The following is a 26,123-nucleotide window of genomic DNA, read 5'->3' as shown; positions in this document are numbered from 1 at the left end:
TTGGGCTCCGCACGCGAATGTAAGCAGTGTCAATATGCGTGCCGAAAGGAGCGAACAATGGCGAGCGGTGCGGACTCGGGCGAGGTGTTCTCGCCTCTGCGGTTGCGATCCGGCCAGGTCCTGCAGAACAGGATCGCCAAGGCGGCGATGGAGGAGGGAATGGCGGGCAAGTCCCAACTTCCCGACGAGCGCCTCATCGCGCTGTATCGGCGATGGGGCGCAGGGGGCGCCGGGCTCCTGATCACCGGAAACGTGATGGTGCACGCCGAGGCGTTGACCGGGCCGGGCGGCATCGTGCTCGACGCGCAGGCGCCGCTGGCGCCGTTCACGGCATGGGCGCAGGCAGGCAAGGCGGCAGGCGCGGCCATGTGGATGCAGATCAGCCACCCCGGCCGTCAGGTGCAGGCTCGCATGCCCGGCGTGGTCTGGGGTCCGTCGAACATCGCGGTCGAATTGGGGCGTCACTCCAAGCGTTTCGGACAGCCGGTGGCGATGACTGCCCGGCAGATCCACGAGACCATCGGGCGTTTCGTGACCACCGCCCGCCGCGCCGAACAAGCCGGCTTCGACGGCGTGGAAGTTCACGCCGCACACGGGTATCTGCTGTCGCAGTTCCTCTCGCCGCTGGTCAACGATCGCACCGACGAATGGGGCGGCTCACTCGAGAACCGTGCCCGGCTGCTGACCGAGATCGTGCGCGGCATTCGCGCCGAGGTATCGCCGGCGTTCGCCGTGGCGGTGAAACTGAATTCGGCGGATTTCCAGCGCGGCGGTTTCGACGCCGACGACGCGCACGCGGTGATCGGCATGCTCGCCTCGCTCGGTGTCGACCTGGTCGAGGTATCGGGTGGCAGCTACGAGAGCCCCGCGATGTCGGGCCGACCCGCCGACGGACGCACCGCCGCACGCGAAGCGTACTTCCTCGAACTGGCCGCGGAACTGGCCGCGACCAGCGCCCTGCCGCTCATGCTGACCGGCGGCATCTCGCGCCGGGACACCGCCGAACGAGTGCTGGACAACAAGGTCGCGCTGATCGGCATGGCGACAGCACTCGCGGTTACGCCCGATCTGCCTCACCGCTGGCGCGAGGGACGCGAAGCCCCCAGGACCATGAAAGCGGTGACCTGGACGGACAAGGCGCTGGCTTCGGCGACCGAGATGGCGATGGTCCGCTACCAGATGCGGCGCATGGCCACCGGCGCCGATCCCGCGATCGATGTCAGCCCTGCGCTGGCCATGCTGGCCGACCAGCGCGTGCAAACCCGCGCACTGCGCAGCTACTCGAAGTGGTTGGCCGCCAAGTGATGGCATCGACCACCACCCGTGAGCACGCTGACCCCCACGGTGCTCCCATCCCCCACAATCATGTCGCGATCGTCGGCACCGGCTTCGGCGGGATCGCCGCCGCCGTGCGGCTGCGGCAGGCGGGATTCGCCGATGTCGTCCTGCTCGAACGCGCCGGTGAGGTGGGCGGTGTGTGGCGTGACAACGACTACCCCGGCGCGGCAGTCGACGTACAGAGCAACCTGTACTCGTTCTCGTTCGCGCCGAATCCACACTGGCGCAATACTTTTGCCGAGCAGCCCGAGTTGTTCGCCTATCTCCGAGACGTCGTGGACTCGCAGGGTCTGCGCGCGCACTTGGTACTCGACTGCGCGGTCACGAGGCTGGAATGGGATTGCGCAGCGCAGCGGTGGCGGCTCGAGACCGCACACGGGCCACGCACCGCCGACCATGTGGTGTTGGCGACCGGCGCACTCGCCGACCCCCTCGTCCCTGCGATTCCGGGGCTGGATCGTTTCGAGGGCGTGAGCTTCCACTCCGCCCGGTGGAATCACGAGGTCGACCTCACCGGCAAGCGGGTCGCCGTGATCGGCACAGGCCCCTCGGCGGTCCAGTTCGTCCCTGCGATCGCACCTGATGTCGCGCGGATGACCGTCTTCCAGCGCACACCGGCGTGGGTGGTCCCGCGCCACGATCGACCCATCAGCGCGCTGAGCCGACTGCTGTATCGCCGGTTGCCCGCGATCCAGCGGCTCGAGCGCCTGCGCCTGTATCTACGACGCGAGTGGCAGGTGGTGGCCTTCCGCAATCCCGCGCTCATGGCATTGCCCGAACGCGGTGCGCGTCGCCACCTCGAGGCACAGGTCAGCGACCCGCTGCTGCGCGCGAAATTGGTGCCCGACTTCCGGTTCGGCTGCAAACGGGTGCTCATCTCCGACGGGTATTTGCGCGCCCTCGACCGGCACAACGTCGCGCTCGAAACAGCGGGAATCCGGGAGATCACCGCAACCGGACTGGTCGACGACGCCGGGACCGAGCACGAGGTCGACGTCATCATCTTCGGGACCGGATTCCGGACTTCGCGCCTGCCACTGACCGATCGCACCCATGGGCGCGACGGGCGCACGATGGCCCAGGTGTGGGGCACGAGCCCGACCGCGTACCTGGGAACTTCCGTCGCGGGTTTCCCGAACATGTACCTCATGCACGGCCCGAACATCGGTCTCGGCCACACCTCGGTGATCCACATGTTCGAATCCCAGGCCAACTACATCGCCGGCGCCGTCGGCTATGCGGCCGAGCACGAGCTGGCCGCCGTCGAACCGACCGCCAGAGCCCAGCAGGAGTTCGCCGACGATGTCGAACGCCTCGGTGAGGGCACGGTGTGGACCAGTGGTGGCTGCACCAGCTGGTATCTGAACGAGGACGGCCGCAACACCAACATCTGGCCCGGCTCGACCTTCGACTTCCGGCGCCGCACACTACGTTTCGACCCCACCCAGCATCTGATGCGGCGACGCGAGGCGACGGTGCTGTCGTGAGCGCGGGCGCAGTGCTCACTGGCAACCCTGGCCTGCCGACGGTCGTCCTGGTCCACGGTCTCGCCGGCTCCCACCACGCCTGGGACCGGGTCGTGCCGAAGCTCGAGTACGTGACGCGGATTGTCGCCGTCGAGCTGGACTCGAGCGGCTCGATCGGCGACGACGCCGGCGACGTGGCGGCCCTCCTCGACACGCGGACCGTGGTTGTCGGCCACTCCCGTGGCGGACTGGTCGCCACCGCGCTGGCCGAGCGTCGTCCCGACCTGGTCTGCGCGTTGGTGCTGTTGTGCCCGCCGTGGTCACGCGCTGCTCGGCTGACCGCACGTGGGCCGGTCGAGCGCGCCCTGGCGATGCCCGGAGTGGGTGAGCTGATGTGGGCCCTCGCCTCCGGCGAACAGCAGCGCACCGCACAACGCAGCGCCTTCGCTCCCGGTGCCACCGTGCCGGACCAGTTCATCACCGACGCGCGAACACGCGGCAGGCGCAATTTCGTCCGCAGTTCGCGGGCGATCGACAGCTATCTCGGCGCTCGCCCACTCGCCGACCGCCTCCGCAACCTGCCGATCCCGACCGAGCTGGTCTTCGGCCACCTCGATGCCCGCCTCGCCCTGCCCACCGACGAATTCGCCGACCTGGGCCACGTACGCACCACCGTATTGACGGGCACCGGGCACACCCCGCAGTGGGAAGCACCCGACGAAGTCGGGGATTTGATCACCCGCATCACGGGCATACCTCGCTCCGAAGGAGAATCTCGATGACCGGTCGTATCGTGCTGCTCGGCGTCACCGGCTACACCGGCGGGCTCGTCCTCGACGCGCTACTGCGGCGCGGGATCGAACCCGTTGTGGCCGGACGCAATCGGGAGGCGCTCGCCGCGATCGCCGACCGCCACGGCCTCGAGTACGCCGTCGTCGATGTCACCGACTACGCCGAAGTCGCAGACCTCGTGGATCGCGGCGACGTACTCATCAGCACCGTCGGACCGTTCGAACGCTTCGGCTATGCCGTCGCCCGTGCCGCGGCGGAGTCCGGCGCGCACTACATCGACTCCACCGGCGAGGTCGGATTCGTGCTCGATTTGCGCCGCGAACTACATGCACTGGCCCGCGAGACCGGTTCGGTGATGCTGCCCGCGTTCGGCTACGACTATGTGCCCGGCATGCTCGCCGCGACCCTGGCGGCGCGGCAGGCGGGCCCCACTGTGCGCTCGGTCGACATCGGCTATTTCGCCATCGGTTCCCTGTGCCGAGGGCTCAGTCACGGCACCCGCACCACCCTGCGTGACGGTCTCACCCTGCCCGCGCCGCGCCGACGCCGCGGTGAGCTCGTCCAGGAGCGAACAGGTTCGCGGGTTCGCGGGTTCGACGTGCGCGGCCGGCGTCGCAACGCCACACTCGTCTCCGGCACCGAGGTCCTCTTCCTACCGCTCGACCTCCCCACCCTAGATTCCGTGACCGTCTACAACGGCTGGTTCCCCGCGCTCAGCCGCCCGCTCGTGGCGTTGTCGGCGATCACCGCCCTGACAGCGCGGATCCCGCTGGGGCGCAGGCTCATCGATGCGCTGACCCGTCCGATGATCGGCCCGCCCGGCGGCCCCGACGCCGACGAGCGCGCACGCACGCGCTCACATGTCGTCGCGCTCGCCACCGCCGAGGGCTCGCGCCCTGCCGAAGTCCACGTCGAAGGCCCCAGCGCCTACAGCTTGACCGGGGAACTCATGGCCTGGGCCGCCCAACAACTGGCTACAACGACACCTCGCACCAACGGTGTCGTCGGTCCGGTCGAAGCATTCGGTTTCGACACGCTGCTCCAGGGCTGTGCCGAGGTGGGGCTGCGACCGGTCGGATCGGGCCGGCGATGAATTCGCTTCGGTCGTCTCGTCTAACCATGCAGCAGGCGCTTCGCGTCGGCGTGGCGAGGAGGGCTTCCGATGACCGTGATCGAACGTCAGCGGGCAGGGCACGATGTCCTGTGCCGCGTCGTAAACCGCTGTCCTGCTGATCGGCTACCGAGTGGACCGGTAGCTCGACTGTCCCCCGGTAACCCAACCGCCAGTCGGGTTATAGTCGGCCGGTCGACCACGGGTCGGTCGACTTGCGCCGGAAGGGTCCCGGCGCCGATAGGTTCGGGAAGCACGACGGTTGACTGTTTCTGAGGGCATGGATTTCGCCGGGTACCGCCTCGAGCGGCGCCTCGGTATGGGCGGTATGGGCACGGTCTACCTGGCCCAGCATCCGCGGCTACCGCGCAAGGACGCGCTGAAAGTGCTGTCCGACAGGCACTCCGGCGATGCGGTGTTCCGTGAGCGCTTCCTGCGTGAGGCCACGATCGCGGCCCGGCTCAACCACCCCAACCTGGTCGCGGTGCGCGATCGCGGTCAGCACGGCGGCCGGTTGTGGATCGCGATGCAGTATGTCGACGGTGTCGACCTCGCCCAGCTGATCCGCCGTGGACCGGGCGCGCTGCCGCTGGAGCGGACGGTCAGGATCGTCGCCGAGGCCGCCAAGGGACTCGACCTGCTGCATCGCAAAGGTGTGCTGCACCGCGACGTGAAACCGGCCAATATCCTTGTCGCCGAACAGGACGGCCGCCCCGACCGGGTGCTGATCACCGACTTCGGCATCGCCAGACCCGCCGACGCGCCCAAGGATTCGACCGGCGCCGGGCTCAGCGCGACCCTGGCCTATGCCGCACCCGAGCAGATCAACGGCGGGGCGATCGATCACCGATCCGACGTGTACGCGCTGGGCTGCGTGCTCTACGAACTGCTGACGGGGTCGGTGCCGTTCCCCCGCGACACCCCGGCCGCGGTCATGTACGCCCACCTGAACGAAGCCCCGCCGGCCCTCGACAAGCCCGGGCTCCCACCCGGATTCGACCAGGTGATCGCGACCGCGCTCGCGAAGAACCCCGGCGACCGGTATCCGACCTGTGGCGCCTTGGCCGCTGCCGCGTCGGCCGCCGCGCAGGGGACGGTCCGGCTGGCAGCGGTCCGGGCTCCCGTCCGGCGGCGCCCGCTCGTCTACGGCGCGCTGGCCGCCGCTGTCCTGATCGCGTTGACGGCCGCGGTGCTCGGTGTCAGCCGAACCGGTTCCACCGAACACGCGCCGACCGCGATCGCGCTCGGACCGCAAACCGCGGTCGACCCGGTGTCCTGGGGTGCGTACACCTATGTCGCGCAGGCATTTCCGGAGTTGCTGCCTGCCTCACAGTTCGGGACCGGGTATCAGGAGATGTGGGGGTGCAGGCCCGCCGACGCACAGCTGCGGGACCTGCCCGTCGACGTCTTCGTCCCGACCGGCCGGATCATGTGTTTCGGCAATCGTGAACCGGTGCAGACGATCGAACTCGTGTGCAACGCCGACCGCACCCCGATCGCCCCGCCGCCCACCTACGATCGCGCCGAGGGCGACGAACAGTGGACCAGGCCGTCGAGCCACGGAAACCTGCACTGGGGAACCTATCTCGACCTCTACAAGGCCCCGCAGCTGACGGGTTACCTGCGGCTGTACTTCGACGATCCCGACCGCAGCTTCTGCTACATCGTCGTCACCGGCGCGCGGGACGGCACCGAGCTGCGGGCCGCCTGGTGGACGGAGGCACCGCTGTGAGACTCGCACCCCTGGCTCTCGCGCTCGCTGTGATCCTCGCCGCGGTCTCGGGCTGCGCGATGACCGGTGATCCAATGCCCGTGCCGGATCCCGCCACCCTCGATGTCGGCCCCTACAGCCGCTTCCCGCTGCGCGCGCCCGAACGCGGCAGCGAGTATCACGGGCGCGTGGTCGAATCGGTTCGGCTCGGCGAGGCCATCGCCAATCCGGCCAGGGTCGACCCGGCGCTGACCGTGCCCCGCTCACGATCGGGTTCGGACCCCCTGCCGACCGCCGCGAAAGCGGCGGCGCTGCTGGCCAATCCGGTGCGCGCGGTCCTGGAGCGTCACGGCATGCTGGCCGGCTACACCGTCGGCGCCACCGATGCTTCCACCCAATTCTCGATCGGCAGCAGCCGGATTCTGCAGCTCACGCTGCTGCGATTTCCCGATGCGGCAGCCGCGGGACTGGCCGCGCAGGAGATCGACTCCGCCGACGCGGCGGTGAGCCCGGACAATGTGGCTGTCACGATCCCCGGGCACCCGGCGGCTCGCGCGCACTGGCGTCCGACGGTTCCGACGCTGGCGGCGACGATGGCCGTGGACTCGTTCGTCGTCACGGTCATGGCCGGGCACACCTCGCCCGACCTCGCCGCCCTGACAACGCTGGCGGGCAGGGCTTTCGAGGAACAGCGCCCGATGCTGCGCGATGTCGCGCTCACACCGCCCGAGCAGTTCGCCGACCTGCCCCTCGACCGCGACGGCATGCTGGGACGGATGGTGCCCGAAGCACCGGGGCGGTGGCCGTTTCCGGTGGTGATTCTCGGCGACTTCAGCGAGGTCGCCGGGTGGGAAAGCCTGCTGCAGGCGCGCGGCATCGTTCTCGGTCCGCGTGCGGGCCACTTCTACCAACCCAGCCGCGAGGTCGCCGAATTGGTCAGCCTGAACCGGTACGACCGCCTGATGCGCTTCGCCGACGCGGCGACAGCGGCCGCGTTCTTCGCCGACCTGCCGAACAACAACGACCAGCTCGCGGTTCCGCCACCGAAGGGCATGGTCGACATCAACTGCGCGGAGTCGACGAGAGACTCGCCGATCACCAAGTTCAGTTGCCGCCTGAAGTACGGCCGCTACGTCGCGCTGGTTTTCAGCCGGGACTACCAGGATGTCCAGCAACGAGCGGCGGCGCAGTACGCGCTGCTGGTGAACAGCGAGTAGAGGCGATGACCGAAACCCTTCCCCCGGGAACCGTTTTCGCCGGCTACCGGATCGAGCGGGTGCTCGGCACCGGCGGCATGGGCACGGTGTATGTGGCCGCGCATCCGCGGCTGCCCCGCCGTGATGCGATCAAGGTGTTGCCCGAGAACGCCGGTGCGGGCGAGGAGTTCCGGGCGCGCTTCCTGCGCGAGGCCGAACTCACCGCCCGGCTCGATCACCCGAACATCGTCGCGGTGCACGACCGCGGGGAGCACGAGGGCCAGTTGTGGATCGCGATGGAGTTCGTGGCGGGGACCGACGTGGCCGCGTTGTTGCGCCACGAGTCACCGATACCGCCGCCGCGGGCCGTGCACATCGTCACCGAGACCGCGCGCGGGCTGGACGAGGCGCACCGCCACGGCCTCCTGCACCGCGATGTGAAACCGGCCAATATCCTGCTCGAGCCGGTCGAGGACGCACCGGATCGAGTGTTGGTCGCCGATTTCGGCATCGCCAGGGCCGCCGGTGACGGCACCGCGCTCACCGCGGTCGGAACGGTGGTGGCGACGCTGGCCTACGCGGCGCCGGAACTGCTGACCGAACAGCGCGTGGATCATCGCGCCGATGTCTACGCTCTGGGCTGCACGCTGTTCGAACTGCTCACCGGTACGAAGCCGTTCCCCCGCGATTCGGTGGTGGCGGTGATGCAGGCGCATCTGATGGCGGTGCCGCCGCGGGCTACGGCCCTTCGGCCGGAACTGCCGCCCGCGATCGACACGGTGCTGGCCCGCGCGCTGGCGAAGAACCCCGACGAGCGCTATTCGTCGTGCGGCGCACTGGCCGCGGCGGCCGCCGGCGCCTTCGGTGTGGCGGCGGATCACACCGTGGTCGCCGGCGCACCGCCCGCACCGCCCTCGCCCAGCACCGATCGCCCCGTCGTGCCCGCCCCGAAACAGCCTCCGCAGCAACAGACTCCACGGCTGCGGTATGCCGCCATGGCCGGGGCCGTCATCATGCTGGTGCTGGCACTCGCCGTCGCCGTGGCGCTCGTCCGCGACCCCGACGATTCGACCGCGAGCCCCGCCACGCCGACCAGCAGTGCCGGGGTGACCTGGGGGCGGTACGCCTTCATCGCCGATGCGCTGCCCGGGCTGCTGCCTGCTACCCCGACCCGAACCGGACATCAGGGCATTCGATGCGCCGCCATGGGCCTGAACACCGGTGCGGCCGCCGACCTGAATCTGATGCCCGACGAAGTCGCCCGCATCACCTGCACCGGCAACAACGACCCCATCCGCGATGTCGACGTGCGTTGTTCGACGAACAGGCACCCCTTCATCCTCGTGAACGAACCGGGTGCCGTGGTTCTCGGCGACCAGAAGTGGGAACGCGCTACCGGGCGTGGCCGGGTGACCTGGTCGACCATGACCGTGTCCACCGGCGATCTCGGCTTGGTCGGGGTCGGATTCGACGAGCCATCCCGAAACTTCTGCATGGTCGTCGTGATCGGCGCGACAACAGGCCAGGAACTCTACGACCGGTGGTGGCCAGATGCTCCGTTCTGACGACGAGTTCGCCGGATACCGGATCGAACGGCGGCTCGGCGCCGGCGGCATGGGCGAGGTGTATCTCGCGCACCACCCCCGGCTCCCCCGACACGACGCGCTGAAGATCCTGTCCGACCGATACACCGACGACGAGGAATTCCGCGCGCGGTTCTTGCGCGAAGCGGAAGTCGCTGTGCGGCTACAACATCCCAATGTCGTCGCGGTCCGCGATCGTGGCGAGCAGGACGGCCGCCTGTGGATCGCGATGCAGTTCGTCGACGGTGGCGATGTCGCCGAGCTGATCCGGCAGGAGACCGCCGTTCCGGTCGAGCGGGCGCTCCGTATCGTGACCGAGTCGGCGAACGGTCTCGACGAGATCCACCGGGTCGGCCTGCAGCATCGCGACGTGAAGCCCGCGAACCTGCTGCTCACCGCGGAACCGGGCCAACCGGATCGGGTGCTGGTCACCGACTTCGGGATCGCCCGCACCGCCGAGACAGACGGGACTCTCGCCGAGGGTGCGGGATTCACCGCGACACTGGCCTACGCCGCACCCGAGCTGATCAACGGCGACCCGGTGGACCATCGCGCCGATGTGTACTCGCTGGGCTGCACGCTCTACCAGCTGCTCACCGGGACGGTCCCGTACTCGCGCAGCAGTCCCGCGGCGGTGATGTACGCGCACCTGTCCGACGAACCACCTCGACCGTCGCGCGAAAACGGCCGGGTACCGGCCGAATTGGACGCGGTGATCGCCACGGCGCTGGCCAAGGACCCCGCGCAGCGCTATCAGAGCTGCGGTGAACTGGCTGCTGCCGCGCGGGCGGCCTGCGTACCCGAAGCCGCTGCCGAGCCGCGCCGACTGCTGACCGGCGTGGCGATCGCAGCCGTAGTGGCCGTGGCGGTGGCGATTTCGCTTGTCATCGGGTTCGCCGGTGACGATCCCGATTCGGCTGCCCCTGCCCGGGTCGCCACCAACTCCGACGCATGGGGCGCGGCCGCGCTGGCCGCCGAGACCTTGCCGAACCTGCTGCCGGTCGCACCGCTGGCCGTCGGATACCAGGACGTCAACAGCTGCATACACGTCGACCAGGACGGCACTGCGCTCGCGCTCGATCAGCAGGTCGAGATCGGCGGGGTGCTCTGCCTCGGTGACCGGAACCCCGTCGAAACGCTCTCGGTCGTCTGCCGGTCCGATCGCACCCAGATTCCGGCGTGGACAGCGAATCTGGCTGTAGAGGGCGAGGAACTGTGGACCCGCGACGGTGCGAGCGGAAAGGTGCGATGGGGAACCATCACCGGCGACGAGGGCGCGCTCATCGGTCGGCTCGACGTGATGTTCGATGGGCCCGACCGCCAGTTCTGCAAGCTGCGTATCTCCGGCGGCACCTCGGGTTCGGTGCTGTGGCAACGCTGGTGGCCGGATGCGCCACTGGGACAGGGGTAGTCGATGTTCTCGCGGGGTGAGCGAATCCGAACCGTGGCCGTCCTGGCCGCGGCGTTGACGGTGCTGTGCGGGTGCGTGCGTCCCGGCGAAGCGGTCCCGCAGCGAGTCGACCTGGCCACCCTTGATGTGGGTTCGAACAGTGTCGACCCGATGACGCCGCCGGCCTCGAGCACCGAGAAGTACGGCAGGGTGCTGGAATCGGTGCGGATGGGTGAGGCGGTGCTCGATCCGGTCGAGGTCGATCCGACCCTGACCAACGGCATCTCCAACCGGACCGCACCGCTGCCCACACCGTTGAAAGCAGCCGGAATTCTGGCCGAGCCGGTCCGCGAAGTGCTCGAATCCCAGGACATGCTGGCCGGATTCGTGGTCAGCGGCAGCGACGCCAACTTTCGTGGCAAAGCACCGGAGATCGGCTCCGCCCGTCTGCTCACCGTATTGCTGCTGCGCTTCCCCGACGACACGAAGGCGCGGCTGGCGGCCAGGCAGATGAACGCCACCGACGCCGCGGTCACCGCCGACAACGTCGCGGTGCGGATCGCGGAGTACCCGGGGGCGTTCGCGCATTGGCGCCCGACCGTGCCGACCATGGCGGCCACTCTCGCGCACGGGTCGTTCGTCGTCAGTGTGCTGGCCGCGCACACCAGCCCGGACCAGGCCGCGCTGCTGGCCATGGTGCGCAAGACCTTCGACGCCCAGCTCCCCCGGCTGCAGGATTTCCAGCCGACCGCGCCGGACCGATTCGCCGACCTGCCGCTCGATCGGGACGGCATGGTCGCGCGCGTGCTTCCCTTCGGCGCCGGGCACTGGCCCCCGCCGACGGTGATCACCGCCGATACCGACGCCAATGCCGGCTGGTCGGCCTCGATCGAGATCGGCGGCGTCGTGCTCGGTCCACGAGCCACCCGGCTGATGAAGCACTTCGGTTTCCAGGATCCGATCGAAGTCGTCGCCGTGAACGGCAACAATGTGGTCGAACGGTTTCCCGACGCGGTCAGCGCGCGCCGGGTCTTCACCAAGGAGCGGCAGGCAGCCAATCCCGCGACGATGATCGACACACCGGTCGGCGTGCCGGATGTCTACTGCAACAAGCTCGATCAGTACCCGGCGTCACCCGCCCAGGTCTACTGCCATGTGCTCTACGGCAGATACACCGCCTCGATCATCGGCCGCAGCCCGGCGCACGCCGCACAGCAGAGCGCGGCCCAGTACGCGCTGCTGGTGCGCAGTGAATAGCCGCCCGCTGCCGCCGGGCACGGTCTTCGCCGGGTACCGGATCGAGCGGGTACTCGGCGTCGGTGGCATGGGCACCGTCTACGTCGCCGCCCACCCCCGGCTCCCGCGCCGCGACGCGGTGAAGGTGCTGTCGGCGGAATTCGGCGCCGACCCCGAGTTCCGGGCGCGCTTCGGTCGCGAAGCCGAACTCGCCGCGCGGCTGGACCATCCGAACATCATCGGCGTCTACGACCGTGGCATCGAACACGGTCAACTGTGGATCGCGATGCGCTTCATCGACGGCCCCGACGCCGCCACCCTGCTGCGCGACCGCGCGCTCACCCCGCACCGTGTCGCGCATCTGGTCACCGGGGTGGCTCGTGGACTCGATCACGCGCACCGGGCCGGGATGCTGCACCGCGATGTCAAACCGGCCAATATCCTGGTCGAATCCATTCCGGGACAACCGGATCGGGTCGCGGTCACCGATTTCGGCATCGCCAAGGCCGCGGCCGCGACGACGCTGACCCAGGCCGGAACCATTCTGGCAACCGTCGCCTACGCCGCCCCCGAGCAGCTGACCGGCACGACGGTAGATCACCGTGCCGATGTCTACGCGCTCGGCTGCACCCTCTACGAATTGCTGACCGGCGCCAAACCGTTCCCGCGACCGAGCGTCGACGCGGTGATCGCGGCACACCTGTACGACCCGCCACCCCGCCCGAGCGCGGTGGCCGGGGACCTGCCGCGCCGGATCGACGACGTGATCGCCCGCGCGCTGGCCAAGAATCCGCAGCGGCGGTATCCGAGCTGCGGCGCGCTGGCCGCCGATGCCGCCGCCGCCCTGGGCGTCGCCACCGACGCGGTAGCGGTGGTGGGGCATCGACCGGCGCGTCGCCGTCGCCTCGGCATCGTGGTCGGCGCGCTGACGGCGGCGATCGCGGCGGTCGTCACGAGTGTGGTTGTGCTGAATCGTGATTCGCCCGAGGAGAACACAGCTGCGGCGACCTCGACGGCTCCGATCGACCCGAATTCCTGGGCGGCCCACCAGTGGGTCGTCGACGCTTTCCCCGAGCTGCTGCCGAAATCTCAGGCAGACAGCGGCTACCAGGGCCTGCGGTGCAGCGCCGTCGACGGCAACCAACGTCCCATCGACGCGCGTCAGACCCGCGATTCGCTCAACGCACTCGCCTGCAACGGTGACCAGAACCCGGTGTTCCGCTTGTTGCTCACCTGCGGAACCGACGAACCGGTGGAACGCTACGTCTCCTCCGCCACCGCGGTTTTCGTCGGCGAGGAGGGCTGGCAACGGCCCAGCGGCCGCGGACACGCCCGCTGGAACGACGCACAGGGAGTGGCGGGACCGACAGGCGAGATGCTGGTCGAGTTCGAGAACGGCACCCGCTCCCGGTGTGCCCTCGCAGTCTCGGGCGGCACCTCGGGTCAGGACCTCTACGACCGATGGTGGCGCAACGCCCCGCTCTGAACGGGTCGTCGATGTCGGTCGAATTCGGTGTGCGGAAGCAATACAGTGGCCGCATGCGTGGACGTTTTCGAATCCTGGCGTTCTCTAGCGCCGCGGCAGCGCTGTCGCTGCCGGTTCTCTCTGCTGCGGCCGCCGACCCGATACCCCAGCCCGGCGGCTGCGCGGAGATCCGAGTCGTCACCGTCCGTGGCACCCTCGAACCGCAGTCCGGCAGCCGGCTGCTCACTCCGCTGGGCGAGCGGATCGCCCAGGAATCCGGCCGCCGCACCACGGTGGGTGAACTCGAGTATCCGGCCTCGATGAGCCCGGACAGCTCCGTCCAAGGAATCGCGAATCTCACCGCGCTCCTGAACGCGACCGCCGCCGCGTGCCCTGACCAGCAGCTCGTTCTACTCGGCTACTCGCAAGGCGCACGCGTGATCGGCAACGCCCTTTCCGCACGAACCACGTTGACCGAACAGGCGGCCACGCGAGTCCGTGCCATCGCCCTGTTCGGCAGCCCGCTGTTCAACGGCGCCGAACCCTACAACCGCGGCAGCTTCGATCCCGCGCTGTCCGGCACCGGGTCCCTGCGCCTGGGCGCGCTCACGGAATTCGCCGACCGCCTACGCGACTACTGCAATACCGGCGACCGCGTCTGCCAGGGTGGCGACCCGGCCGCCGGGTTCGGAAATGCGCTGAGCTACGGCCACTTCATGTACTTCCTCAATGACACCCGCGACCAAGCTGCGGCGTTCGTCCGCGAACAGCTCGGCGAATAGCCCGGATATCGGTGGAGGCAGATCGTGGCGCGCACGCCCCGATGTACTGGGGCGTGGGTTCTTACGTCCGGGTTCTCGGCGTCGTCGGCGGGGTCCTTGCCTCGCTGCGGTGCTGGTCCCACCAGGAGTCGCTGTCGTGCTGGGCGGGAGGCGAACCTTTGGACGACGACGGCGCACCGGGTATGCCGAGGACTCTCAGCCGCCAGTCGTCCTCACGGATCGCTGCCACGATACGAACGGGAATGACTGCCGTGAGCAACAGATAGTTACCCACGCAGATCATCAGGCAGATCGGGGGAACGGACACCACGATCGCGGTGCCGAGGGTTCCCATCTCGATCGGATCGCGGGAGATGGAGAGCAGGTTTCCGCAGATGCTCGACAGCACGGCGCCGACAAGCAGCAACTCGTAGACCCGCACCAGCGACGTGGCCTTCTCATCGCGGATACCCACCAGCGTGATGAACGTGCAGGCGACCAGCGCCACGGTGAGACCGACCACCACCGGCCACAGCCAGGTCAGGTGCTCGGGAACTCCGGCTACCCGCGCGAGGGTGGAGGTGAAGGTGAAGGATGCGATTGCCGCGGCGACGACCAACGCTGACCCTAAGCCCACTAGCAGCTTCGGTACCGTGACGGGAATAGGGCGGGGGAAAGGGTCCGTGTGGTCCATCAGGCTCCATCCTACGGTCTACGGTCACCAAATGTGCAGGCACTCAACAGAGTACGTGCCCGCGCAGAGTACGAATCGCCGCAGAATTCGCCCTGGGGGCGCTGCCTCTCACCGCGCACGCCGTTACCGACCAGTCAGTGTGTATCCAGTGGTCGGCCGACACGCCGGACGCCGCGCGATAAGCTGACCTCGACGCGCACACGGAAGGCGGCCATGACCGGAGGGACCAGGGCTTCGCGACCGGCCGAGCCGGTGTCCAAGCGCAAGGCGGCGGCGGCCGGTCGCGGGGCACGCAGGCTCGGAGTCGAGGACTGGACGGCCGCCGCACTCGGCCTGCTGCTGCGAAAGGGCGTCGCCGCCATCACCATTTCCACCCTGTGCGACGAACTCGGCGTGACCAAGGGCAGCTTCTACTGGCATTTCGACGGCATCGATCAACTCCTGGAGACCACCGCGCAGTTCTGGTGCGCCGACCACAACGACGCGGCGCGCGGCTTCCACGACCTCGACGAGCTGCCACCGCAGCAGCGGTTGGCCCGCATGGGCGAGTTGCTCACCGGAGAACGAGTCTGGCAGGTCGAACTCGCGGTCCGGGACTGGGCACGAACGAACGCCAAGGTGGCCGAGGCCGTGAAAGCCCTGGATCAGCGGATATTTCACACACTGTCCGACACCCTCGTCGACATGGGGTTCTCGACCGAGCAGGCACAGATGCGGGCGGGACTGATGTGCTTCGCCGGAATCGGCTTCGTGCACGGCAACCAGAACCTGCCCGTACCGACCGAGGAGCAACGCCGCGAGTTCTTCCGATTCATCACCAGCGGGGAGACACCGGGCTGACCGTCCGGGGCGCGCGGTGCCGGTCAGGTCAGCGCGACCAGTTCGTGCAGGGTCGAGCCGGTTCGTCGCTGCGTTCCCGCGGCGGTGCGCACGCTGAGGTCGAAGGTGGACTCGAACCGAAAGTAGCCGGGGTGCCCCACCAATCGGTGCATCAGTGGCTTGATCACCCGCGACCGCACCACCGGAAGATCGTCGAGCAGGTCGTGGGCGTGGATGACGCGCACCACGTCCAACCGGAGGTCGAGCTGATCCGGTACATGCAGTTCGACCCATTCGGGATAGGTGCGTCCTGCGGTCACATCGAAGCGTTCCGGGCCCTCGATGAGCCTGGTCTCGCCGGTGGACAGCACGATCTCGTCGTGGTGGGCCAGCATCAGCGGGCTGATCTCGTGTCCGCCTCTGCGCTGCTGGGTCAGCACCGAGGCGAACAGCAGCGAGTAGTCCTCGACATAGAGCCGCCCCCAATGCCAGCGCTCGATGATCTTCTTCATGTCGCCGACACCCCAGTTGTGGTCGTGATATCCACGCCCGGTGACCTCGTGCCGCACGCCGTCGAGCTCGATCGCGCCGGTCACCCGCGCGCGGGGAGCGGCGACCATCCAGCCGAAGGAATCCTTGGTACCGAAGCGGGTTTCACCTTTGCCCGGCATCCAACCGGGTACCTCGTTGTGGAATCGCAGATCGAACTCGATGCCGCCCTCGGCCATCCGCAGGTGATGGCTCACCTGCCCGTCGGCGTCGGACACGGTGCGTGCGGTGTTGTGACCGATGCGCACGTCGCACCCCTCGGCCGAGAACGAGGTGGCCGAACGCGGGTAGCGCTGCGATACCTGACGCAAGGTGCCGTCGGGCGAATAGACCATCATCTCCACCCAGGGCCTGGCCAGGGGCAGATCCTCGGGCCTGCGTTTGATCAGGAACCCGATCACCACGTGCCCGGTGTCGAGGTGCGCGTCGAAGTACCAGTGTTCGAAGGCCAGTGTGCTCGACGACGGATGTAACGCGTTGTGCCGAGGCTCGACCGGGGTCAGCACGCCGTCGCGACGTCCCGGCCCGTTCCACACTTCGACGATGGGGGCAGTGCTCATGGCTACCTTCGGTGGGTTCATCGGCGCAGTGCGCCGCTGGCGTCGAATGCGGCGGTGCGGCCCTGCATCTGGGCTCGATACCAGTTCTCGCGATGCGCGAGCATCAGTTTCTCGTGCGCCCGCGCGAACGGCGGACAGACCCGGCGCACGATCTCCATCACGGTGATCAGCGGGAATCGCGCGATCGGAACGATGATCCACGGCAACGCGGGTGGCATGGTGTAGCGCCGACGGGTTCCCGGCGCCATGTACATCGCGGAGTACACGGAATTGATCCGGTAGTTGTACATTTCGCGCAACCGGGTCAGGCCACGGTGCCCGTCGCGGGGCGCGAACGCCGCCGGATACGACTCGATCAATTCCGTACCGTGCTGACCCGCGTCATAAGAACGCGAGACCATCGTCATGGCCAGCACCCGCAGCGCGTCGCGCACGGTCTCGGGGTACCAGCGCAACCGCACACCGAGCAGGTGGCCCATGTACTTCTGGAAGTGCAGCAGCGCACGGATTTCCGAGGGCGTCGTCTGGTAGCCCAGCGCCCACAGGCCCAGTCCGGGGGTCACACTGCCTGCCAGCAGGGTCAGCATCTGGTAGGTCTGGCTGATCGGCAAGCCCCACCGCCGCATGTCCCATTCGGGATGGTCGGCGACCTTCGCCCGCACCGAAACGTGCATGACGCGGACCTTCAGCGCGGTGGCCCGGCCCGCCGATCCCGGGGTGAGCAGCGCATCGGGAGCCGAGACGTCCATCCAGAAGCGGGTGGTCTCCAGAAACCGGCGCAGCGCGCTGTCTCCGGCGTAGCCGCCTGCCAGTGACAACGGGGTCGCGACCGCGGCTTCGGTGTACATCTCGAGGGTTTCGGCCCCGGCGAAGCTGAACAGCATGGTGCCCCAGCGCCGCCAGATCGCCGCACCCTGTTCCACCAGTTCTGGGACCACCCAGTCGGGCACTGTTTCGAACTCGGCGAACAACGCGCGCATGGATTCCGGTGCGTCCGCGACGGCGTCGATGCCCTCGGCCAGCGCTGTCTCCAGCATTGCCCGCCCGGCTTTCGATCCGATCTCGCCATGCATCACCTCGGCGACGAATCGCTCGGCCACCGGGTCACCGGCGAACAGGTCTTCGCACATGGCCGCAGCCTGCTCGTCGCTGGGGAACAGCGGTTGCCGGGTCACGGCCGTGAAAGCGCGTTCGATCCGTCGCACTGCCGGCGTGCCACGGGCCTCCCAGTAGCGAAAGGCGGTGGGACATCTCGACGGCGCTCGCACGGTGTCCACGCTGCTCGCGGCCCGGGTCGCGACCCGCTGGAGATGATCCTCGACGAACTCGGCCAATGTCGGCCTCCTGACGTGAAATTCGCTGAACGACCCCGCTGGGCGTCACGTCCACCGACCATACTATGAAGCACACTTATCCATACCTGAAAGTATGGAAGCGTGTGGCACGATCGTCGGTGCCCGCGGCCGATGTCATCGGCCGCCATCCGACACCGGAGGAACACCGATGGGACTCGAGAACGAGGAGTTCGACTGTGCCAATCCACCATTGGCACTCTCCCCCACCGACGCCCGCCGGTACTGGTCCGACCATCGCCACCACGAGTGCGAGCTCGGCGCCGCCGCGTGGGCGGTCCTGAACGGATCCCGGGGTCTGCCCTGGCCGGAAACACTCCAACTGCGCACCCCCCTGGACTGGCTGGATGCCTACCAGCATCGAGGACTACCGACCGAGGTCACCGCCGACGGAACAGGCGTGGAGCTGGTGTGCGACGACACGGTCACCGCGCTGCTCGTTCCCGCCGGACTGGCCGCCGCCACCTACGACCGCAACGCGCTGGCGGTACCGACCCTCGCCACGGCGCCTGCCTGCGTTCCGCTGCACCGCTGGGCGATGCTCACCCGAACCTCTCCCCTGTCCGACGATGCCATCGGGGCACTCACCGATCTCCACATCACCGTCCTCGCACCCGGTGATCGACTGCGGCTACCCACCGGCCCCGACGCCGACCTCGACCCACCCCACTACTGGCACGAATGGCCCCGCAGGTCCACCTCCGGCAAGCCATCCCTAGTCCTGTTGCTCCAAGTCGCCAACATGCTGCTGACCACCGGCACAACCGGATGTCGTCTGGCGTCGATCAACGGCCGCCTCGAAGTCCTGCGCGACCGGTGATCGCGGGCCGGCGTTGCCTGCCGACCGCACCCGGCAGAAGGGCGGTGCCCACTGCTCAGGGGACCGCCGGCGGGCGTTCGGGGACCAGGAGCGTGGCGATCTCCGTGCCGATGCCGACGGCGTTGTTCTGATCGGAGTCGGAGGTGGGGCCGAGGGTGTCGTAGACGACGACGGTGGTCTCGGTTTTCGTGTCGTAGAAGGCGACGCCGTCGTACCCGCCGTAGGACGGGTTCATATACAGCCAGTCGGCGAGGTGGACCACACCGAAGGCGAAGTATTTTTCGGTGGTGAACGGGCCGAGGCCCGCAGTCGACGGGCCCATCATCTGCTGGAACTGGTCGGGGGTGAGTCGTTCGCCGGTGCCGAGGGCGCGGACCCAGCGGCCGACGTCGCCGACGGTGGAGTTCATGTTGCCGCTGTGCAGGAAGGCGGTGGGGTTCCAGAAGGTGGAGTCTTCGAAGAAGTTTCGTTCGTTGGTGTAGCCGTGCAGGATCGGTTCGTCGACCTGCGGGGTGAGTACTACTTTGCTGTCGTGCATGCCCAGTGGGACGGTGATGTGCTCGGCGATCAGCTCGCCGAGGGGCTTGCCCGCTGCCTTCTGCAGGACCTCGCCGAGCACGACCAGATCGCTGTGGGCGTAGGCGAAACTGGTGCCCGGCTCGAACAGCGGCGGGCGGGCATTGGCGCGTTCGAGCAGTTGCGGCGCGGTCCATTCGCGGATCGGGTTCTCGCCGAAGATCTTCAGGAACTCCGGTTCGGTCACATAGTCGGAGATCCCGGAGGTGCTGTCGGCGAGCATCCGCGCAGTGATCTTGTCCGCGCGCGGGAAATCGGGCAGCCAGCGGGCGATGGGTTCGTCGAGTTTCAGCACGCCCTGGCCGTCGAGTCGCCACAGGACCGTGGACAGCATGGGTTCCATCGGCTGGCCGACGCGCAAGCGCATCTCCGCGGTCGCGGGCACACCGAGCGGTGATCCGCCCAGCGCGCCCAAGGCGATCTGCTCACTGCCCCGCCATGCGCCGTAGACCGCGGAGCTGAGATCGAGTTCGGTCATCTTGGCGCGAACGATGTCGGCGATCTTCGCCGCTTCGGCACTCTCGACCGCCGAAGACGCGGAGCCGCCGGACATGTCCTCCGCACCGCAGCCGCCCGTGGCGATGGCGAGCACGACCGCGAGCACCGCACATGCTCTGCGGCATCCGCGATGCCTGGGCGACTTGCTCATGACAGAGATCCCTTCGTCGAGGAACGCTCACGATCACAGCAAGGTCGAATCTACGCGCCCATCGGGCTCGACCGACTCAGGCTCGTCAGGACCTTGTGATGTCTCCTCCGACGCGGCTGCCGCCGGGGTCGCCGAATTCAGCTGAACGAACGCAGGCAGAGCACGAAAGACGCACCGCCGTCGGAGCCGATGTACCCCGCGAGCTTGACGGAGTCCTCGTACTTCTGGCACTCGGTGGTCTTGTCGGTGCCCGCTATTCGGGCGATGACCTTCGCCTGGGCTCTCACGTCCGAACAGCCGACCTTCACCAACTCGGCATCGGAGAAACCGATACTCAGGTCGTCCTGGGTCGCGACGCAGTCGCCGGCCGACAGCGCGCCGGGCCCGGTGGTGTTGCTGGTGTTGCCGATGACCACCGCCGTCACGATGCCGATGACGACCACGATCGTGATCAGCACACCGACCACGTAAGGGCGGCGGCGCAGCAGCAGCTCGCCCGGATCCCGCATCGGTCGCGGGCTGCCCGGTGCCGCCCCGGCGGGACGACCGAACCATCGGTCGGCCGATCCACCGAACAGCAGGGCGATAATGGCGATCACCGCGACCAGCCCGAAAGGCCCGGGTGACATCCGGACGAAGGCGAAACCGGCATCGGTGTCCACGTTCCCGCCGCTGAAGGCCATGGAACCGAAAGCGACGAGCCCTTCGATCACGGCGAAGACGGTCACGGTGATCCGGACCCAGCCCCGGCGCCGCGCGAAGAACAAGGCGGTGACGGCCATCGCCCAGAAGAACAGGTATCCCTGCGTGTTCCCGCCCGCCGCATGGGGATGACCCATTCCTATCAGCGCGACGGTGCCGGCCAGTCCGATCGCCGACATCGCGAAAATGATGACCCGCGCCGCCCGGATCCTCCCCGGCATCTGCGAAGGTGCTGTGTCACCGCGCGATTCGATACTCCCGCCCGTCCTGGACGGAAACTGTTGCGATGCCTGCTGATCCATACCTGTCGCCCCCTGATTCCGCGTTTCGCGTGCCCGATCCTATAGATGAGGCCGCTGTCGAGGTGTGACAGACGGATGGCGTCCGGTGGGCGTGCGATGATGCCGCCCGCTGGATGCTCGCGCAGGCAATCACCGGTCAGTGCTCCAGTGATGGATCCCAGCGGTTGGCCAGCAGCGTGAAGCTCGGGAGGTCTTCCAGCGAGGTCAATGCCTCGTAGATGCGCTCGTATCGCGTCGAGGCGATCCGCCACTCCCCGTCCGGGTCGCGACGATAGGTGTCGCAATAGTATCCGCCGCCGCGGATCTGGATCTTCGCGCCCGGTACCAGGACGGTGTCCTCGAATGCCCACGAACCCTTCGCGATGTCACCATCGGTCTCGATCTCGGGGTGGTTGGCGATGTGGACCGTGACGATCCCGGATCCGAGGTTCTTGCGCATGAAGGCCACGACGTCGGCGCGATTGTCGTAATGCAGTGGCTCGCCCATGGCCTGGGTGCCATAGCGCGCGGAGACGTCCTCGGCGAGGCAGTCCGCGAACTCGTCCCACAGTTTCAGGTCGAGCGTGCGGAAGTAGCGGTGCTTGAGACGCTTGATCTCCTCGATAGCAACCAGGTCCATGACCGGAGTGTAGAACGTGTTCTAGATTCAGCGCAGGGAAAGCGCGCCCCCAGCCCCGGTGATCCATATTCCCGAAGGCAGTCGGGGCGTTCCCTGACCGTTCCGCCTCGGATCAGTGCGCGAGGATGACCTTCGCCGCCACGACGGCGGTGGCCGCGCAGCCGAGCAGAATCGCCCCGAGCAGAGTCGACCGATCCGGCCGCGCACCCTCGAGCCTGCGGATGACGAACGTGATTCCGCCGATCCGCACCAGCATGGCGACCTCGGCGAGCACCTGAGCGGTCCGTGGTTCGAGCCATCCGACCGCCGCCGCCGCGAGGATCGCGCAGGGCAGCACCGCCGAACTGAGGATCGGCAGCGAATCGCGCAGGTCGAGCCATGGCTGGGGCGGGGAGGGCACGCCGCTCTGGCGTACCGATTGCCCGACGCTCTCGGCGAAGACATGGGCGATGAACGTCGACAGAGCGGCCCCGAGAACGACCGCGATACCGACATCTTCGAGGGATGGCGCGACCGGGATCAGCGCGGAGAGGATCAGGACGTTCCCATAGATGTACGCGCTGATCCGGCGAGCCGCGTTCCGACGGTCGAGCGGAATGTTCCGGGCGAACAAAGGCCCGTGTAAGAGCTTGTTTTTGTCGCGTTCCATCGGTCCTCACCCGTTAGTCGCACCCATCCGAGACAGCTCATGCGGAGCGGGGAGGTGCGGACATACGGGGTGGAAATTCGGTGCACCTCGTCGAGCGTCGCCACTGACGACTATATGCCCGGCGTCCTCGTAGAACCGGCACACGAGGTGTCGCGCCCTGCTCTGAACAGCGATTGATCGGCCTGGGCCCTGCGGGGGCTCACCGACTGAGGCGCACGACGCCCTGCCCAGTTGAAGAATCACGGCGTCAATGTCTGCAGCGCTCGCCTCATCATCGGCGCCTTGTTTCGGCCGAGCTGATCTCGCTCATAAGTTGTTTCGCGACGGTAGTCACATGGTCGGCGAAGGCGTTCCGGTCGGTGCCGAGATTACCTTCCGTCCACTCGACGAACAGTGAGATCAAGGCGCCGAAGAGTGCCGAAAAATGCATGCGGACAATAGGATCGCCGGGCGAACCCGCGATGCGATCGCCCAGTGCGGCTGTTGCGAGAGCCGGAACAGTTTCTCGCACATAGCCCCGCAGTCGCACATCCGCCACCGGCTCGACCAGCAAGATGCGGCAGACACGAGGATCGGCCTCCATCAGGCGGGCGGCGGCCTCGAACACCGCATGCAGATCGCCGGATGCCACCGCCGGCGCGACGGCTTGTTCCAAGCGAGACAGCGTCGCCCGGTACACCGCGTGCAGCAGCACGTCTGTGTCGGCGAAGCTCTCGTAGAAGAATCGCTGACTCAGCCCCGCCGCACGGCAGACCGGCCGCATTCCCAGGGCGGAAACACCTTGCGTGCCAACTATTTCGACACCCACATCGATCAGCCGCGCCCGCCGGTCGGCGGCGCGGCTCTCAGCCGTCTGTCCGCCGTAGCTCCTTGACACGGCACCACTTTACAACAACCATCATTAATCAGGAAGCATGTGCTTCCGGATGGAGAGGGTCATGTTCACCGACGAGCAGTTCCAACTGTCACTGCGACAGCCGCGCCTGGCACAACCGATTCCGGCAGTGCTGACGAACCGCGCCGAGCCGGTCGATGTTCTCGATGAAGCCGCGCTGACCGCCATGACGCAGACGTGGTTCGACGAATACGAGAAGAAGATCGCGTTCTATGCCGACCACGGCCTCGATATCGCCTGGACTCTCGACTGGGCGAAGAAGTACTGGTGGAGCTGGCAGACCCGGGATATGAGCCATAACCACGAGCTCTACACCGGCGATCTCAGGTACAAGGATGTGACGACCCTCGGCGCGACAATGGTCGGCCTCGACGAATTCGTGGCCTACAACTTCGCGTTCTTCGATGCCATCCCCGACTGGCGCTATGATCCGATACCCGGACAGTGCTACGTCGACCTGTCACCGACCGGTGAGGTTCGGATGGTCGTGCGCTACTACGGAAGTGGTCACATCGTCGGGCCGCTGAAGCTTCACCCATACGGAGCGGACGCCCCCGCGATCCCGGGCAACGGCGCGTTCATCCAGTGCACCGCGGTGGACCGATATCACTTCAACGCCGAACACCTGATGTACGAAGGCGAAACGCTCTACGACCTGCTCGACGGCGTACAACTGGCCGGAATCGTACCCGGGCCTTCGACCACAGCCTTCACATTGCTGATGCGCGGCGCAGGACTCGCAACCCGGGCCATCACCCGACTACGCCCTCCTGCCACCCGGCCTCGTTCGGCATCCATCCGATAATCGCAGATCAGCGTGGCAGAGAAGGCAAGGTCGCGGCAGCAGGCCAGAAGGCTCACCACGATCGCTCTCTGCTCCTTGTGTCGAAGATCGACATCGTTGACAGCCGTGGGATTCCGGCGTTGACTTGATCGCACACAGCGAGGAAACCGCCATGAGCATGAGCAAGAAAATCGCGAATTCCGTCGAGGCCACCAAGGGCCGGGTGAAGAAGGTGTTCGGTCGAGCCACTGGCAACCGAAGCCTGGAGGCCGAAGGTCGGGCCGAACAATTCAAGGGCAACCTGAAACAGTCCGCTGCCAAGATCAAAGACGCCTTCAAGAGCTAGCGTCGCCGAACGAGAGACCTCGCAGTAGACCCCGCGCGGGCTTCGTCATGAGCGGCATCGTGCACCTGTTCATCGGCTACATCGCCATCCGGCTCGCCCTCGGTGGCGGCGGCGGAACCGCCGACCAATCGGGGGCCATGGCGGAACTGGCCGCCAAGCCGGGGGGCCCTCGCGCTCTGGGTCGGTGTCGTTGCGTTCTCGCTGATGGCGTTGTGGCGGCTCGCCGAAGCAGCGCTCGGCAGCTCCTCCAGACCCGACTCCGACAGCAAGAAATCCGAGGCCGTCAATCGCGTCAAGGCCTTCTCCCTCGCGGTGGTCTACCTCGGTTTCGCCATCTCCGCATCCGGATTCGCCCGGGGCGCGGGCAAATCCAATAGCGAGCAGAGTACGGGGATCACTGCTGCGATGATGCGATCGAGCGTGGGCACGATCGTTCTCGTCGCCGCCGGGTTGATCATCATCGCGATCGGCGGCTACCACGTGTACAAGGGAGCGACGCAGAGCTTCCTCGAAGACTTGCAAGGCTCCACGAGCAAACTGAGGATTTCGCAGCCCCGGTCCACGTCGTATGCTCGCTGACCAGCGGCGAAACGAAAAGGCAAGCCTGGGAACGACTCTGCGATCCAGCCATGGCGCGACGTTCCACAGGGTCGTTGGAGGGGCTGAGCGCGTCATGAAAGGCTGGACAGATGGATTGGCGGGCCGAGAGCCCCGAACTCTGGGCGTTCCTGGGATCCTTACGGTGCGGCGAGGTCCTTTCCGGCACCGTCACAGCGATCGAATTGTTCGGCGTGTTCGTGGCGCTCGACGATGGCCCCGCGCATCCGCTCTACCCGGGCGTCGGGTTCATCACGATCCCGGAATTGTCCTGGAGGCGTTTCGAAGCGGCTTCCGACATTGTCCAGGTCGGGCAGCGCGTTTCGGGTGAATTCCTGCAGTTCGATACCTGGAATGCCGAGGCCAGGCTGTCTCTGCGAGCACTACAGCCCGACCCCTTCCATGCCTTTGCCGAGCGCATCACCGTCGGTAGAGAACTACGCGGGCATGTCACCCAGCTGGTGTCCTTCGGCGTCTTTGTCCAAGTGGCGGACGGGATCGAGGGGCTGATTCGTCGCCGAGACCTCACCCAGCCGACAGACGAAGTCGTCCAGATCGGGGACAGGGTCACGGTCGTTGTCACCCATGTCGACCGAGAAAAACGTCAGCTGTTCCTCTCCCGACAAACCACCGGCCAGCTCTGACCTTCGAACACCTGGAATCAGGAAGGGCTACCGTCGGTCTTCAGCCACAGTCGCCAGTTGTGCACTCAACTCGGCAGTTGAGTGCGTTCGTCGGCTGGTTCCGCGGTTATCTGGATCGCAGCCGCAGCATGTCAGTACGTTGCCTCGGCGACTACCGAGCCACGATACTGTGGCCGGATGCGGTGGATTCGCGACTACTACGAGGACGAAGGCATCTGGCTTCTCCTCGAACTCGATGACGACGGTTGGCCGAACCGGCAAGTCAATCTGCGAGGTTCAGACAGTGAGCCCGACACCGCCGCAGCGCTCGAAGAGATAATCCGTGCCCGAGATCACGGGGGAATCGGCGCAGTTCAGGCATACGAGAGCAAATATGGAGTCCTCTCGGAATCCAGCGCCGATGACTGGCACGTCGAGGCCTCTTCCCTCGAAGAGATTACTGCTGAGCAGTTCCGAGAAGCCTGGGCAAAGGCTCGTTCCACGATCGAACGCCGATGGCTAACTGGTAGCTGAGCGG

26 protein-coding genes and 1 pseudogene are annotated in these 26,123 nt (G+C 67.3%); 19 read left to right on the top strand and 8 right to left on the bottom strand.

Annotated features, from left to right (window positions below):
- Window positions 1-57: 57 nt before the first annotated feature.
- The 11 genes from ACFVVI_RS23755 to ACFVVI_RS23705 all read left to right on the top strand — a co-directional run bounded on the left by ACFVVI_RS23755 (window position 58) and on the right by ACFVVI_RS23705 (window position 14,070).
- Window positions 58-1,305, top strand: coding sequence for an NADH:flavin oxidoreductase/NADH oxidase family protein (locus tag ACFVVI_RS23755; protein WP_387446886.1), 1,248 nt, complete (start codon window positions 58-60; stop codon window positions 1,303-1,305).
- On the top strand, window positions 1,305-2,825 hold the full coding sequence (locus ACFVVI_RS23750; protein ID WP_387446885.1) for a flavin-containing monooxygenase: 1,521 nt from the start codon (window positions 1,305-1,307) through the stop codon (window positions 2,823-2,825). The genes ACFVVI_RS23755 and ACFVVI_RS23750 overlap by 1 nt, the downstream gene beginning before the upstream one ends.
- Window positions 2,822-3,586 carry an alpha/beta fold hydrolase gene (locus ACFVVI_RS23745; protein WP_387446883.1) on the top strand — a complete coding sequence of 255 codons (765 nt, stop codon included), beginning with the start codon at window positions 2,822-2,824 and terminating at the stop codon, window positions 3,584-3,586. The genes ACFVVI_RS23750 and ACFVVI_RS23745 overlap by 4 nt, the downstream gene beginning before the upstream one ends.
- On the top strand, window positions 3,583-4,689 hold the full coding sequence (locus ACFVVI_RS23740) for a saccharopine dehydrogenase family protein (RefSeq protein WP_387446882.1): 1,107 nt from the start codon (window positions 3,583-3,585) through the stop codon (window positions 4,687-4,689). The genes ACFVVI_RS23745 and ACFVVI_RS23740 overlap by 4 nt, the downstream gene beginning before the upstream one ends.
- Window positions 4,690-4,969: 280 nt before the next feature.
- A complete protein-coding gene (locus ACFVVI_RS23735; protein WP_387446881.1) occupies window positions 4,970-6,439 on the top strand; it encodes a serine/threonine-protein kinase in 1,470 nt (489 codons plus the stop codon).
- Entirely contained in the window at window positions 6,436-7,635 is a 1,200-nt protein-coding gene (locus tag ACFVVI_RS23730) for a hypothetical protein (protein ID WP_378989682.1), read from the top strand. Before ACFVVI_RS23735 ends, ACFVVI_RS23730 begins: the two co-directional genes overlap by 4 nt.
- Window positions 7,636-7,640: 5 nt before the next feature.
- Window positions 7,641-9,179 (top strand): serine/threonine-protein kinase, encoded by a 1,539-nt coding sequence (locus ACFVVI_RS23725; protein WP_387446879.1) that lies wholly within the window; start codon window positions 7,641-7,643, stop codon window positions 9,177-9,179.
- Window positions 9,166-10,608 (top strand): serine/threonine-protein kinase, encoded by a 1,443-nt coding sequence (locus ACFVVI_RS23720; RefSeq protein WP_387446878.1) that lies wholly within the window; start codon window positions 9,166-9,168, stop codon window positions 10,606-10,608. Before ACFVVI_RS23725 ends, ACFVVI_RS23720 begins: the two co-directional genes overlap by 14 nt.
- Window positions 10,609-10,611: 3 nt before the next feature.
- Window positions 10,612-11,844 carry a hypothetical protein gene (locus ACFVVI_RS23715; protein WP_387446877.1) on the top strand — a complete coding sequence of 411 codons (1,233 nt, stop codon included), beginning with the start codon at window positions 10,612-10,614 and terminating at the stop codon, window positions 11,842-11,844.
- Entirely contained in the window at window positions 11,837-13,309 is a 1,473-nt protein-coding gene (locus tag ACFVVI_RS23710) for a serine/threonine-protein kinase (protein ID WP_387446875.1), read from the top strand. The genes ACFVVI_RS23715 and ACFVVI_RS23710 overlap by 8 nt, the downstream gene beginning before the upstream one ends.
- A 53-nt stretch (window positions 13,310-13,362) precedes the next feature.
- Entirely contained in the window at window positions 13,363-14,070 is a 708-nt protein-coding gene (locus ACFVVI_RS23705) for a cutinase family protein (RefSeq protein WP_387446874.1), read from the top strand.
- Window positions 14,071-14,131: 61 nt separating this feature from the next.
- On the opposite strand, the gene ACFVVI_RS23700 is transcribed toward ACFVVI_RS23705, so the two are convergent.
- Window positions 14,132-14,686 carry a hypothetical protein gene (locus tag ACFVVI_RS23700; RefSeq protein WP_378989675.1) on the bottom strand — a complete coding sequence of 185 codons (555 nt, stop codon included), beginning with the start codon at window positions 14,684-14,686 and terminating at the stop codon, window positions 14,132-14,134.
- A 270-nt stretch (window positions 14,687-14,956) separates the two neighbouring features.
- Between ACFVVI_RS23700 and ACFVVI_RS23695 the strand changes: the two genes are divergently transcribed.
- Window positions 14,957-15,583, top strand: a complete 627-nt coding sequence (locus tag ACFVVI_RS23695; protein WP_378989673.1) for a TetR/AcrR family transcriptional regulator — start codon at window positions 14,957-14,959, stop codon at window positions 15,581-15,583.
- Window positions 15,584-15,606: 23 nt separating this feature from the next.
- On the opposite strand, the gene ACFVVI_RS23690 is transcribed toward ACFVVI_RS23695, so the two are convergent.
- Window positions 15,607-16,671, bottom strand: coding sequence for a lipocalin-like domain-containing protein (locus ACFVVI_RS23690; RefSeq protein ID WP_378989672.1), 1,065 nt, complete (start codon window positions 16,669-16,671; stop codon window positions 15,607-15,609).
- Between the two features lie 17 nt (window positions 16,672-16,688).
- Window positions 16,689-17,948, bottom strand: a complete 1,260-nt coding sequence (locus ACFVVI_RS23685; protein ID WP_379312451.1) for an oxygenase MpaB family protein — start codon at window positions 17,946-17,948, stop codon at window positions 16,689-16,691.
- A 226-nt stretch (window positions 17,949-18,174) separates the two neighbouring features.
- Between ACFVVI_RS23685 and ACFVVI_RS23680 the strand changes: the two genes are divergently transcribed.
- Window positions 18,175-18,843, top strand: a complete 669-nt coding sequence (locus ACFVVI_RS23680) for a hypothetical protein (RefSeq protein WP_387446872.1) — start codon at window positions 18,175-18,177, stop codon at window positions 18,841-18,843.
- Window positions 18,844-18,898: 55 nt separating this feature from the next.
- On the opposite strand, the gene ACFVVI_RS23675 is transcribed toward ACFVVI_RS23680, so the two are convergent.
- The 5 genes from ACFVVI_RS23675 to ACFVVI_RS23655 all read right to left on the bottom strand — a co-directional run bounded on the left by ACFVVI_RS23675 (window position 18,899) and on the right by ACFVVI_RS23655 (window position 23,217).
- Complete coding sequence (locus ACFVVI_RS23675) at window positions 18,899-20,068, bottom strand: serine hydrolase domain-containing protein (protein WP_387446871.1); 1,170 nt, start codon at window positions 20,066-20,068, stop codon at window positions 18,899-18,901.
- A gap of 137 nt (window positions 20,069-20,205) precedes the next feature.
- The gene (locus ACFVVI_RS23670) at window positions 20,206-20,949 is read right to left on the bottom strand and encodes a hypothetical protein (protein WP_387446869.1); all 744 of its coding nucleotides are present in this window, start codon (window positions 20,947-20,949) and stop codon (window positions 20,206-20,208) included.
- Between the two features lie 259 nt (window positions 20,950-21,208).
- A complete protein-coding gene (locus tag ACFVVI_RS23665) occupies window positions 21,209-21,691 on the bottom strand; it encodes a nuclear transport factor 2 family protein (RefSeq protein WP_387446868.1) in 483 nt (160 codons plus the stop codon).
- Between the two features lie 112 nt (window positions 21,692-21,803).
- Complete coding sequence (locus ACFVVI_RS23660) at window positions 21,804-22,340, bottom strand: hypothetical protein (RefSeq protein WP_387446866.1); 537 nt, start codon at window positions 22,338-22,340, stop codon at window positions 21,804-21,806.
- Window positions 22,341-22,611: 271 nt separating this feature from the next.
- Window positions 22,612-23,217 carry a TetR/AcrR family transcriptional regulator gene (locus tag ACFVVI_RS23655; protein ID WP_387446865.1) on the bottom strand — a complete coding sequence of 202 codons (606 nt, stop codon included), beginning with the start codon at window positions 23,215-23,217 and terminating at the stop codon, window positions 22,612-22,614.
- Between the two features lie 61 nt (window positions 23,218-23,278).
- Between ACFVVI_RS23655 and ACFVVI_RS23650 the strand changes: the two genes are divergently transcribed.
- From ACFVVI_RS23650 to ACFVVI_RS23625, 6 genes and pseudogenes are all read left to right on the top strand, one after another.
- A complete protein-coding gene (locus ACFVVI_RS23650; protein WP_378989665.1) occupies window positions 23,279-24,040 on the top strand; it encodes a nuclear transport factor 2 family protein in 762 nt (253 codons plus the stop codon).
- A 157-nt stretch (window positions 24,041-24,197) separates the two neighbouring features.
- Window positions 24,198-24,365, top strand: coding sequence for a CsbD family protein (locus ACFVVI_RS23645; RefSeq protein WP_387447024.1), 168 nt, complete (start codon window positions 24,198-24,200; stop codon window positions 24,363-24,365).
- 47 nt (window positions 24,366-24,412) lie between these two features.
- Window positions 24,413-24,487 (top strand): annotated as a pseudogene (locus ACFVVI_RS23640) (hypothetical protein); the annotation flags it as partial.
- A gap of 82 nt (window positions 24,488-24,569) precedes the next feature.
- Window positions 24,570-24,944 carry a DUF1206 domain-containing protein gene (locus ACFVVI_RS23635; RefSeq protein WP_387446863.1) on the top strand — a complete coding sequence of 125 codons (375 nt, stop codon included), beginning with the start codon at window positions 24,570-24,572 and terminating at the stop codon, window positions 24,942-24,944.
- A gap of 110 nt (window positions 24,945-25,054) precedes the next feature.
- Window positions 25,055-25,606 carry a S1 RNA-binding domain-containing protein gene (locus tag ACFVVI_RS23630; protein WP_387446861.1) on the top strand — a complete coding sequence of 184 codons (552 nt, stop codon included), beginning with the start codon at window positions 25,055-25,057 and terminating at the stop codon, window positions 25,604-25,606.
- Between the two features lie 177 nt (window positions 25,607-25,783).
- Entirely contained in the window at window positions 25,784-26,119 is a 336-nt protein-coding gene (locus tag ACFVVI_RS23625; RefSeq protein WP_387446860.1) for a hypothetical protein, read from the top strand.
- Window positions 26,120-26,123: the final 4 nt, after the last annotated feature.

The sequence above is a fragment of the Nocardia sp. NPDC058114 genome (assembly GCF_042884695.1).
Taxonomy (GTDB): domain Bacteria; phylum Actinomycetota; class Actinomycetes; order Mycobacteriales; family Mycobacteriaceae; genus Nocardia.
This window is presented reverse-complemented; position numbering and strand designations above follow the sequence as displayed.

Bases quoted from the DNA above. Each gene is read 5' to 3' on its own strand.
- ACFVVI_RS23755 (WP_387446886.1), top strand. From the start codon at position 58: ATGGCGAGCGGTGCGGACTCGGGCGAGGTGTTCTCGCCTCTGCGGTTG.
- ACFVVI_RS23750 (WP_387446885.1), top strand. From the start codon at position 1,305: ATGGCATCGACCACCACCCGTGAGCACGCTGACCCCCACGGTGCTCCC.
- ACFVVI_RS23740 (WP_387446882.1), top strand. From the start codon at position 3,583: ATGACCGGTCGTATCGTGCTGCTCGGCGTCACCGGCTACACCGGCGGG.
- ACFVVI_RS23725 (WP_387446879.1), top strand. From the start codon at position 7,641: ATGACCGAAACCCTTCCCCCGGGAACCGTTTTCGCCGGCTACCGGATC.
- ACFVVI_RS23720 (WP_387446878.1), top strand. From the start codon at position 9,166: ATGCTCCGTTCTGACGACGAGTTCGCCGGATACCGGATCGAACGGCGG.
- ACFVVI_RS23715 (WP_387446877.1), top strand. From the start codon at position 10,612: ATGTTCTCGCGGGGTGAGCGAATCCGAACCGTGGCCGTCCTGGCCGCG.
- ACFVVI_RS23705 (WP_387446874.1), top strand. From the start codon at position 13,363: ATGCGTGGACGTTTTCGAATCCTGGCGTTCTCTAGCGCCGCGGCAGCG.
- ACFVVI_RS23695 (WP_378989673.1), top strand. From the start codon at position 14,957: ATGACCGGAGGGACCAGGGCTTCGCGACCGGCCGAGCCGGTGTCCAAG.
- ACFVVI_RS23690 (WP_378989672.1), bottom strand. From the start codon at position 16,671: ATGAGCACTGCCCCCATCGTCGAAGTGTGGAACGGGCCGGGACGTCGC.
- ACFVVI_RS23680 (WP_387446872.1), top strand. From the start codon at position 18,175: ATGGGACTCGAGAACGAGGAGTTCGACTGTGCCAATCCACCATTGGCA.
- ACFVVI_RS23675 (WP_387446871.1), bottom strand. From the start codon at position 20,068: ATGAGCAAGTCGCCCAGGCATCGCGGATGCCGCAGAGCATGTGCGGTG.
- ACFVVI_RS23670 (WP_387446869.1), bottom strand. From the start codon at position 20,949: ATGTCGGCGATCGGACTGGCCGGCACCGTCGCGCTGATAGGAATGGGT.
- ACFVVI_RS23665 (WP_387446868.1), bottom strand. From the start codon at position 21,691: ATGGACCTGGTTGCTATCGAGGAGATCAAGCGTCTCAAGCACCGCTAC.
- ACFVVI_RS23660 (WP_387446866.1), bottom strand. From the start codon at position 22,340: ATGGAACGCGACAAAAACAAGCTCTTACACGGGCCTTTGTTCGCCCGG.
- ACFVVI_RS23650 (WP_378989665.1), top strand. From the start codon at position 23,279: ATGTTCACCGACGAGCAGTTCCAACTGTCACTGCGACAGCCGCGCCTG.
- ACFVVI_RS23645 (WP_387447024.1), top strand. From the start codon at position 24,198: ATGAGCAAGAAAATCGCGAATTCCGTCGAGGCCACCAAGGGCCGGGTG.
- ACFVVI_RS23635 (WP_387446863.1), top strand. From the start codon at position 24,570: ATGGCGTTGTGGCGGCTCGCCGAAGCAGCGCTCGGCAGCTCCTCCAGA.
- ACFVVI_RS23630 (WP_387446861.1), top strand. From the start codon at position 25,055: ATGGATTGGCGGGCCGAGAGCCCCGAACTCTGGGCGTTCCTGGGATCC.
- ACFVVI_RS23625 (WP_387446860.1), top strand. From the start codon at position 25,784: ATGCGGTGGATTCGCGACTACTACGAGGACGAAGGCATCTGGCTTCTC.